This is a genomic window from Pantoea sp. CTOTU50773 (assembly GCF_032082325.1).
GTDB classification, from domain to species: Bacteria; Pseudomonadota; Gammaproteobacteria; order Enterobacterales; family Enterobacteriaceae; genus Pantoea; species Pantoea communis.
Map to the genome: position 1 here is coordinate 3,120 of NZ_DAMDQC010000120.1, position 10,177 is coordinate 13,296.

General features: G+C 54.4%; 12 protein-coding genes. 6 read left to right on the forward strand and 6 right to left on the reverse strand.

Annotated features, from left to right (window positions below):
- The coding region (locus tag RT340_RS16855; RefSeq protein WP_313377262.1) for a glutaminase at positions 1–519 on the forward strand (519 nt) is incomplete at its 5' end.
- A 4-nt stretch (positions 520–523) separates the two neighbouring features.
- Here RT340_RS16855 and RT340_RS16860 read toward each other — a convergent pair.
- Positions 524–1,465, reverse strand: coding sequence for a D-2-hydroxyacid dehydrogenase (locus RT340_RS16860; protein WP_313377264.1), 942 nt, complete (start codon positions 1,463–1,465; stop codon positions 524–526).
- A gap of 186 nt (positions 1,466–1,651) precedes the next feature.
- On the opposite strand from RT340_RS16860, the gene RT340_RS16865 reads away from it, so the two are divergent.
- On the forward strand, positions 1,652–2,068 hold the full coding sequence (locus RT340_RS16865) for a DUF2946 domain-containing protein (protein ID WP_097118729.1): 417 nt from the start codon (positions 1,652–1,654) through the stop codon (positions 2,066–2,068).
- A gap of 62 nt (positions 2,069–2,130) precedes the next feature.
- The gene (locus RT340_RS16870; RefSeq protein ID WP_211728699.1) at positions 2,131–3,888 is read left to right on the forward strand and encodes a DUF2534 family protein; all 1,758 of its coding nucleotides are present in this window, start codon (positions 2,131–2,133) and stop codon (positions 3,886–3,888) included.
- A gap of 43 nt (positions 3,889–3,931) precedes the next feature.
- Here the strand turns inward: RT340_RS16870 and RT340_RS16875 are convergent, their stop codons facing one another.
- The 3 genes from RT340_RS16875 to RT340_RS16885 form a co-directional block, all read right to left on the reverse strand.
- On the reverse strand, positions 3,932–4,948 hold the full coding sequence (locus RT340_RS16875; RefSeq protein WP_097118727.1) for an NAD(P)-dependent alcohol dehydrogenase: 1,017 nt from the start codon (positions 4,946–4,948) through the stop codon (positions 3,932–3,934).
- A 257-nt stretch (positions 4,949–5,205) separates the two neighbouring features.
- On the reverse strand, positions 5,206–6,222 hold the full coding sequence (locus tag RT340_RS16880) for an NAD(P)-dependent alcohol dehydrogenase (protein ID WP_211728700.1): 1,017 nt from the start codon (positions 6,220–6,222) through the stop codon (positions 5,206–5,208).
- A gap of 110 nt (positions 6,223–6,332) precedes the next feature.
- Positions 6,333–6,602, reverse strand: coding sequence for a hypothetical protein (locus RT340_RS16885; protein ID WP_313377268.1), 270 nt, complete (start codon positions 6,600–6,602; stop codon positions 6,333–6,335).
- 288 nt (positions 6,603–6,890) lie between these two features.
- Between RT340_RS16885 and RT340_RS16890 the strand changes: the two genes are divergently transcribed.
- From RT340_RS16890 to RT340_RS16900, 3 genes are all read left to right on the forward strand, one after another.
- A complete protein-coding gene (locus RT340_RS16890) occupies positions 6,891–7,451 on the forward strand; it encodes a thioredoxin (RefSeq protein ID WP_313377270.1) in 561 nt (186 codons plus the stop codon).
- Positions 7,452–7,565: 114 nt separating this feature from the next.
- Positions 7,566–8,489: an extracellular solute-binding protein gene (locus RT340_RS16895; protein WP_313377272.1), complete on the forward strand. Its 924-nt coding sequence runs from the start codon at positions 7,566–7,568 to the stop codon at positions 8,487–8,489.
- On the forward strand, positions 8,489–9,271 hold the full coding sequence (locus RT340_RS16900; protein WP_313377274.1) for an ABC transporter permease: 783 nt from the start codon (positions 8,489–8,491) through the stop codon (positions 9,269–9,271). Before RT340_RS16895 ends, RT340_RS16900 begins: the two co-directional genes overlap by 1 nt.
- 130 nt (positions 9,272–9,401) lie before the next feature.
- On the opposite strand, the gene RT340_RS16905 is transcribed toward RT340_RS16900, so the two are convergent.
- A complete protein-coding gene (locus tag RT340_RS16905; RefSeq protein ID WP_034830213.1) occupies positions 9,402–9,875 on the reverse strand; it encodes a GlcG/HbpS family heme-binding protein in 474 nt (157 codons plus the stop codon).
- A gap of 86 nt (positions 9,876–9,961) precedes the next feature.
- Positions 9,962–10,177 (reverse strand): response regulator transcription factor (locus tag RT340_RS16910; protein ID WP_313377276.1); only part of this gene is annotated, 216 nt, incomplete at its 5' end.

Sequence of the window (10,177 nt, forward strand, 5' to 3'; positions counted from 1 at the left end):
CGTATGCCGGCTACTGCTCGCAAACTGGCCCAGCAAAGCGACATCAATTATGACCGTGTGGTTTCGCGCCCTGAATACGAGCATTCGGCTCGCAATGCCGCCATTGCCTGCCTGATGAAGTCGTTTGGCAATTTCCACAATGATGTCAGCAAAGTGATGGAAACCTATTTCCACTACTGCTCACTCTCCATGAGCTGTGAAGAGCTGGCGCGCACCTTTCTCTATCTCGCTAACCAGGGACGCAGTCAGCACGATGAGTGGGCCGTGATCTCACCGCGTCAGGCACGCCAGGTCAATGCGCTGATGATGACCAGCGGCATGTATGACGGTGCCGGCGAGTTCGCCTGGCGTGTGGGAATGCCCGCGAAGTCGGGCGTAGGTGGCGGCATTGTCGCGGTCATCCCCGGTGAGATGTGTATCGCGGTGTGGTCGCCGGCGCTGGATCACTCCGGTAACTCTCTGGCGGGCACCGCGCTGCTGGAGAAACTCACTGAGCGACTAGGCCGCTCGATTTTTTAAGCGCTTAGCTCACCACATGCGTTGGATTGCCCTTAGCAAATCCCTCGAGATTAGCTTCAATACCGCGCAACAGATTGTTCACTGCCTGCTGGCTGGCCCAGGCGATGTGTGGTGTCAGCAGCAGGTTAGGAATTTCCGGTTGCAACAGCGGATGATCGGCTGCCGGTGGTTCACTGCTGAGCACATCCAGCGCTGCACCGGCAATCACACCCTGACGCAGCGCGTGGGCCAGTTCCGTTTCATTGATCAGTCCACCGCGTGCAGTGTTGATTAGCCAGGCTGACGGCTTCATCTGCGCCAGCGCCTGCAAATCGATTAACTGCTGAGTTTGCGGCGTCAGCGGGCAATGCAAGCTCAACACATCACTACGCGCCAGCACCTCTTCAAACGGAACATAACCAGCGCGCGGCGCTGAACTGCCTTTGCGGTCCGCGTAGAGTACCGTCATGCCGAGCGCTTCTGCCATCGCACCCACCGCGCTGCCGATGTCGCCTTTGCCGACAATCCCTAAGGTCGCACCGAAAATGTCCTGAATCGGCTGGCGATGCACACAAAAATGCGACGATGCAGGCCAGGCCGCGCGTGTGCTGTTAGCGTAATCCACCAGATGGCGACGCAGGACAAATAAGGCGGCAATTACGCCTTCGGAGACGCTTCGCGTGGAGTAGCCGGGCACATTACTGACCACAATGCCGCGTTCACGACATGCATCCAAATCGATGCAGTCGTAACCCGTTGCCGCGACACAGATGTAGCGCAGATCCGGCAACTGTTTCAGTGTTTCCGCGCGCAGCGGCACTTTGTTGGTGATGGCAATCTGCGCGCCCTTTAAGGCAGAAATAATGTCGTGCTGTGCCGTTGTTCCACGAAAATCCCATTCCGTACACCACTCCGGGCGTGTCGGCGGTGTAGGCAGCGTATCACCATCCAGCATCACTATTTTCATCGCTTCTCCGTTTACATGTTTCCGCACTGTTCTCATCAGGTTGCATTTAGGTTAACAAATACAGCGCGTAAAGTGACTTTTTTCAAAAGGTGCGAATTTTTTCTAAATTAGCCTGAGTTTCTGTAACCCTTCTGCGGCAATGGCGTTACACTTCGGCCTCATTTGTTGAATCATTTCGTCGCCGCCATGACCTTTTCACATCAACTTCGCCAGCGCCTGACTGCCTGTATCGCCATCCTGGCGGTGCTGCTGCTGTTTGTCGCGCCGATCGTATCGAAGTCGTTGATGGAACGGCAAAGCCGCATGATGGATATGCCATCCCACGGCATGACGTCTGAAATGTCGATGCATCATCACGAAATGATGATGGATATGGCGATGCCGGGCATGGACCATCACATGATGGAAGACGGTGAATTCGCCTGCGGCTACTGTGACTTGCTGGTGCATGTGCCGTTGATGATGTGGGTGTTCATCCCGTTCATCTGGCTGATGATGGTGATTTCTCGCGCCCCACCGCTGCCGCCTCTGCAGGCTCCGGTGATCCGACGCTTTAGCCCAACACACCGTCCGCGTGCGCCGCCTGCTGTTCTCTCCTGCTGATAACATCATTAACGACGCACCTTTTTGCGTTACGGCATTCTCTAACCGGAAGGAAGACGGCTTTGTCTGCTGCTTACTCTGCAGCACCGCGTGGTGCGGTGCTTAATCTACTTCGTCGCTTACATTTTTATATTGGCCTGTTTGTCGCGCCCTTTATTTTTGTCGCGGCACTCAGCGGCACGCTCTATGTGCTGACGCCACAACTGGAAAACGTCATCTACTCCGACGCGTTAACGGCACAACCCAATGGCCCTGCCCAGCCACTGTCTGCGCAAATCAGCGCGGCACGCGCCTACGCAGGTGAGAAACAGCACATTTACGCTGTGCGGCCTGCGCCAGGCGCAACGGATACCACTCGCGTACAGTTCAGCGATGCCTCACTGGGTGCTTCGCAGTCTCGCGCGGTGTTTATCGATCCTTATAGCCTGAAAGTGAAAGGCGATATGACGGTGTACGGCACCAGCGGTGTACTGCCGTTGCGTACCACGCTTGATCTGCTGCACAGCAGTCTGCTGTTGGGTGATTTTGGCCGCAACTACAGCGAGCTCGCGGCGTCCTGGTTGTGGGTTGCTGCACTGGGCGGCGTGGTGCTGTGGCTGGGCACGCGCCCGAAACGTAAGCTGAAAGCCGCGCGCAAGGGATTCGCCTTTAGCCGCCACTGGCATATCACGCTGGGTCTGACGCTGGTGCTGGGATTGGTATTCTTCTCCGCCACCGGTTTAACCTGGTCGCAGTGGGCGGGTAATAATATTGACCGCTGGCGTACGGAGTTGAACTGGCTGACACCACAGGTCAACACTTCACTTAGTAGCGATACGGCACCCGCCGATCCTCATGCTGACCATCACAGCATGCCAGGGATGCCTGATATGGATATGTCGGATATGGACATGTCCAAAATGTCGATGTCATCAATGACAAAACCGGTTGCACAGCCCGCGAAGCCAATGCCTGACAATCTGCCGGACAGTGACTGGGATCGCGTACTCAACGCCGCCCGCCAGGATGGATTGAGCGCCAGTAAGCTAGAGTTACGTCAGCCGAAAAGCGCGGACAAAGCATGGGCAGTGACCGAAATCGATCGAAGCTGGCCGACACGGGTTGATGCGGTTTCCGTGAATCCGCAGGACTTCACGATTGTTGATCACGTCTATTTCGCCCAGTTCCCACTGGTGGCAAAACTGACGCGCTGGGGCGTGGATGCGCATATGGGCGTGCTGTTTGGCTTGCCTAACCAACTGCTGTTGGCGTTCTTTGGACTTGGTTTATGCACGATGATCGTGCTGGGTTATCGCATGTGGTGGGCTCGCCGTCCGCAGCAAGCGGAAGCCAGCCCGGCGAAAACATTAACCGAAACCTGGCTCGCCATACCGCACTACAGTAAAGGCACCTGCTTGATAGTGGCGTTGGCGCTGGGTTATGCGCTGCCGGTGATGGGCGTAAGCCTGCTGGCGTTTTTACTGATCGATATTCTGCGCTGGCGTAAACAGCAACGTGTTCCGATGACCGAAGCAGAGATTCTGGCGTCGCAGCAGTCACCGCTTGGCATTATTCGCGCTCGCTTTACGGTGAAGCGCAAGGAGATGCGTAACTTCCTGCGCGGCGTGTGCATTCTGGCGGTGATTGTCGTTTCGGTGATGAGCAATGCGATTATTGGCGGAGTGATCGATCAATACGGTATCCCGTTTAGCCACTGGTCATTGACGATGTACATCACGCAGGGGTTGATGATTGCCTTATACAGCGCAGTGTTCACCGCACTGATGTCGATTCCGTTGTGGTATTTCTTCCTGGGCGAAAGCGATCCACAAGGTAAATAAGGGTTGGTGCGCAAGGATGCGCACCTCATCTCATCAACGAGACTTAAAAATCCGCTTTGAGTACCACGCGATAATGGGCTTTTCCCGCTCTCACATGTTCTAACGCGGCATTGACCTGCGACATCGGAAATTCCTCCACCTGTGGAGCGATATCCACGCGGGCGGCTAACTTGAGCAAGGTACGTAACTGAGCGGGAGAACCGGTTGAAGATCCGGTTAGCGCACGATCGCCGACAATCAAACTGAACGCCGGAACCTCAAACGGCTTCATCACCGCGCCCACCGTGTGGAACTTGCCTTGTCGCGCCAGTGCCTGGTAGTAGGGCTTCCAGTCTAAATCCACGGCAACGGTGCTGATGATCAGATCAAACTGACCAGTTAATGCATTCAGGGCTTCCGCATCGCGGCTGTTTACCACCCGATTGGCGCCCATCGCCAGAATGGAGTCGGTTTTACTGGCATTGGAGCTGAAGGCGGTGACTTCCGCGCCCATCGCACGCAGCAGCTTAATCGCCATGTGTCCTAACCCACCGATACCAATCACCCCTACGCGGCTGGTGGCGTTGATGTTATGCATGAGTAACGGCTTAAATACCGTGATACCACCGCACAGCAGTGGACCCGCAGAAGCCAAATCCAACGACTCGGGCAACGGGATCACCCATTGCCAATTGGCACGAAGATGGCTGGCGAAACCACCACGGTTATTAATGGTCGAGACTTTGCCATTTTCGCAATTGACCTGATCGCCTGCGATGCAGGCATCACAGTGATGGCAGCTTTTTGCCGTCCAGCCGATACCGACGCGTTGCCCGATGCTGAGCCCTTTGTTTTGCGCCGCCTCTCCCAGCGCCGCCACGCGACCAATCACTTCATGTCCGGCAATCAACGGATAACGTGAACCGCCCCACTCATTATCGATCATCGACAAGTCGGAATGGCACACGCCGCAGTAATCGACTTCAACCTGTACGTCTTCCGCTGCCAGCGGGCCGGCATCATATTCATAAGGCACTAACGCCTCACCCGCTTGCAGAGCGGCATAGCTGGAAATCTTCATCGCTGTCCTCGGAGTTTTGCTCGATAGAGCATCAGAGTAGCAAAGTGATGAGCAATATAATGCTGAATAATCAGGTTATTAGTAAGGGGAATGCTGTTTGGAAGGACGATGCAGCTTAAGAATGGAGGGGCGAAGAATCGGTGCGCACGCTGCGCACCGTAAGACTTCAGGTCGGCATGGCTGCACTGCAACGCAATAGTCGGACCCTCATCTGACATTGAAGTTGCAAGGGCATGGCTGCCGACTTTATCACCATGTTAGAAATCCGCTTTCAGCACTACGCGGTAATTCGCTTTACCGGCGCGGACATGATCCAGCGCGTCGTTGATTTTCGACATCGGGAACGCTTCTACCGTTGGCGCAACGTCAGCACGCGATGCCAGTTTCATTAACGAACGCAACTGGCCCGGAGAACCGGTGGATGATCCTGTCACGGCACGGTCACCCATGATCAGGCTGAAAGCCGGAACTTCAAAGGGCTTCATCACGGCACCCACGGTGTGGAATTTACCGTGCGGTGCCAGCGCCTGGAAGTACGGTTGCCAGTCCAAATCAACCGCAACGGTGCTGATGATCAGATCAAACTGGCCTGCCAGCGCGTTCAATGCTTGTGGATCACGGCTGTTCACCACGCGATCCGCACCCATCGCCAGGATAGATTCCGTTTTACTGGCGTTGGAGCTGAACGCAGTCACTTCCGCACCCATAGCACGCAACAGTTTGATCGCCATGTGGCCAAGGCCACCGATGCCGATCACGCCCACACGACTGGTGGCATTGATGTTGTGCATCAGCAGCGGTTTGAACACGGTGATACCGCCGCACAGCAGTGGGCCGGCAGTGGTGATATCCATTGACTCTGGCAGCGGGATCACCCATTGCCAGTCAGCACGCAGATGGCTGGCGAAACCACCTTTGTTCATGATGGTTGGCACTGAACCGTTTTCGCAGTTGACCTGCTCGCCGTTGATACAGGCATTACAGTGCTGGCAGCTTTTCGCTGTCCAGCCAATGCCCACACGCTGACCGACTTTCAGTCCTTTGTTTTGCGCGGCATCACCCAACGCGCTGATGCGACCAATCACTTCATGGCCCGCGATCACTGGAAACGAGGAGATGCCCCACTCGTTATCAATCATCGACAGGTCAGAGTGGCAAACGCCACAGTAATCGACCTCAACCTGTACCTCTTCAGCTGCCAGCGGACCGGCCTCATACTCAAAAGGCACCAGCGCTTCGCCTGCGTTCATCGCGGCATAACTTTTGATTTTCATTACTGTCCTCTGTTTCAGCGTTTTCGACTCACTAGTCTAGCAGAGCGTACGCCAGGATTATGACGATAAATCAAACGATTATCCGCGATTCGTCAGAAAAGCATTTAGGGTTAAAGCGGATCGTGATTCAGTGGGCTGCGAAACGCATGCCTCGCTGCTTCAATCAGTTGGCTGGCGGTGATTGTCGGCGGTAAACGCATCAGCACTTTGCTGGCTTGCCAGTAACACAGCACCATCTCTTCATCTGTCTCGTTTTCGGCCATTTCACGTAGCCGTCTGCGCAGGCTGACCACATCCAACGTTTGCTGCTCATCCACCATCTCCGCAATGGTCTGATTGATCACCTGATGGATGATTTTCCAGGATATTTCGGCAAACACATTGAACCTCGTTGCGTATCTATCGGCTCAAGGCAAATGAATAAACCGTGCGGCGCTGACCGCACAAAAAGAGAACAAAGCTGGCATAACTATAGCCGTTTATTTTCTGAGCAAATGCCGGAACAGCGGACATTCTTGTAGTTAACGGATCTATAAAATGATTTTTATTTTGCATCGTGCTGACGACCGCAAATGTCCTTGTAACAAAAAAGCATAAACCTAAGCTGGCTGTCGTCGCCGCGCTTTGCCAAAGTAGGGCAACGTTTAACCTCGCAACAGGGAATGAATATGAGTCAAACCACTGTTTTACACGCCGATCCATTAATCTGGGGCCACGGCCCCAAAGTGTTTGAAGTGTTTCTGGAACCTACCTGCCCGTTCTCAGTCCGTGCTTTTAATAAGCTGGATGCGCTGCTGGCATTGGTGGGGGAAGATAAGATGACGCTGAAGATTCGGCTGCAATCCCAGCCATGGCATATGTATTCCGGACTGATCGTTCGTTACATCCTCGCCGCATCCACTTTGCCAGAGGGCAAAGCCGCTGCAAAACGTGTGCTGCAGGCGGTCGCCGATCATCGTGAGGAGTTTGAGTTCACCGATCACAGTCATGGGCCCAATATGGACGCGACGCCGAACCAAATCCTTGCACGTTTGCAGCAGTACAGCGGCATCGATGCACACGCGCCGTTCCTGCGCGCCGAGCTGCAGAACGAAATTAAATGGCATTGTAAATATTCGCGCCAGAACGGTATTCACGTCTCACCCACCTTTATCACCAACGGCCTGGTGCAGTTGGATATTGGCAGCGGTGATGATATTGAGTCCTGGGCACAGCGCATTCTCGCCTGATGTCGTCAGCCCGCTCCGGCGGGCTATCCCCATATTTCGCAACAGATTTCAGCTTGCACTGATTGCACAATTTCCGATAATCGTTATCTACCTAATTATATAGCGAGAAAGGGAATGCAAGTCAGATACCTCACAGCATTGATGTTAACCGCCGCCGCGGGCCTCAGCCTGCAAGCACAAGCCAGTACCGATATTCGCGTAACTTATGCTGGTTCGATGGGGAAAGTGATGGACCAGTCTTTAGGTCCAGTCTTTGCCAAACAGAACGACGGAAAATATGAAGGGCAAGGCCAGGGCGCATACGGCATGGCACGTCTGCTGGCGAGTAAAAAAATCACTGCTGACGTGTTAGTCTCCATCACGCCAGGCCCGATGCAGATCTTAAAAGATGCTGGATTGATTGATGGTGCCGTACCGGTTGCCAGCACCAGCATGGTGGTGGCGTACAGCCCTAAAGGGAAATTTGCTCAGCAGTTTGCACAGGCCAAAGGCACAAACGCTAGCTGGCTGAAAGTGCTGGCGACACCGGGCATTAAGTTCGGGCGTACTGACCCGATCAACGATCCAAAAGGCCAAAATATTATCTTTACCCTGCTGCTGGCTGAGAAATATTACAAGCAGCCGGGCATCGCCGATAAAATTCTCGGTGGCTACCAAAACCCTGCTCAGACCCATCTTGAGGGCGGCCTGCTGGCTCGCCTGGAGAGTGGTCAGGTAGATGCCGCGGCAGGTTATGAGAGTGAAGTGATTTCCGCACATCTGCCTTACGTGGCGCTGCCGGATGAGATCAACCTGAGCAATCCAGACATGGCAAAACAGTGGTATGACACTGTGAGCTTCAGCGTCAAAGACAGCGCGGGCAAAGATAAAGTACTGCATACCCAGCCGCTGGTTTACTACGCAGCAGTGCTGAAAAACGCCCCGCACGGTACGGCAGCGGGTAAAGCCTTTGTCGATTTCATGCTGAGCCAGCCAGGTCAGGCGCTGTTTAAACAGAATGGTTACGCCGCACCGAAAGGCGGAGCTGTTTATCAGTAATGAAGACCGGTCACGCCACCGCGCTTTGGTTGTCACTGCCAGCACTGATGTTGCTGGCAGTGCCATTCGTCACCCTGATTGGCGTTACGCACTGGCAGCACATGCACCTTGCCTGGGGCGATGGCAGTGCCATCTCCACCTCTTTGGGATTGGGCGCGATTGCGCTGCTGTTGATCTTTATCAGCGGATTGCCGGTGGCGTGGTGGTTGTCGCAGGCAAAGGGTCGCGCACGCGCCATTGTGGAACTGTTGGTGATGATTCCATTACTGACGCCTCCACTGGCAATGGGGATTTTACTGGTGAGCGCTTACGGACCTTATAGTGTTCCGGGGGAATTACTGGGGAAATTTGGCTGGACGCTGGTTAACAATCCTGCCGCGTTTATTCTGGCGCAATGGTACGGCGCACTGCCCTACTTCATTACCACTGCGCGTTCCGCTTTTGCGGGCGTTCCGCAGGATATTCTGGATGCCGGTCGTACCTTAGGTGCCTCACCGTGGCAAGGATTTTGGCGTTTGTCGGTTCCGCTGGCCGCGCCGGGTTTGGCCTCTGCAACAGCTTTGGCGTGGGTGCGCGCCATGGGTGAGTTCGGCATTGTCATGATTTTCGCCTATTTCCCTCAGGGCATGCCGGTTCAGCTTTATAACAATCTGCAAAATGACGGCGTCGATGCGGTGTACGTACTGCTGTGGTTGCTGCTGTTGTTTACCTTACCGGTGCCGCTGCTGTGTTTTGTGGCGTCAAGACGCGTACGTTATGGCAGTTCATCAGTGGAGTCATAGCGCGGCAGGGAAACCGATATTCCGTAGCGGGTGGCCTGCAGGACGTGCCCTGGCTATGTTGGACAGGCTAATTGAAATGACACGACAGACCATGTGCTTGATGGGCGCAATATATTGCGCCCATCATGACTTAATCAATCGCTTTCAATGCATCCAGCGCGCAAGCCTCATCAAGATTACCGCCCGGCGCACCACCGACACCAATCGCACCAATCACCTGATTACCACTTTTTACCGGCACGCCACCGGCTAACAGCAGAAAGCCTGGTACGTCACGCATATTCTGCGCGCCTGGATTGTTCTGTGCCGTTTCCATCACTTTGCCACTCAGATTCCTGGTACTCAACGCGGTGTAGGCCTTCATACGGCTCGCTTCTACGGTGTGCGGACCGGCATTGTCCATACGCTGTACCGCAGTCACTAAACCTGCGCGATCTACTACTGTCACGGTGACATTGTAATTTTTTGCTGCGCAGGACTGAATAGCTGCGCTGGCCAGTTTTTGCGCCTCAGCCAATGACAGATTGGATTCAGTCACGGCGGCCTGGCTGCCAAAAGAAACAAATGCCGCCGCAGCAGCAATCAAAGAAAGGCGAATAGTCATGTGTCACTCCTGAGTTATGTTAGGTGACACTGTAAAATGAGAGCAGGTTAATAAATATTCGGGTGATCACGCGTTCTGCCAGGTAGTTATACCTGGTTAAGTTGCTGCCAGGCGTGAATCAGTTGCGCAAGATTGTCCATTTCCAGTTTAGTCAGAACTGCGGCGCGATGGGCTTCAACCGTTCGTGGTGACAGCGATAAATCACGCGCTATCTCTTTGCTGGTCTGCCCGGCAATCATCAGTTGCATCACTTCGTTTTCACGCACCGACAACAATGCAAAACGCGACTGCAAAATCTGTTG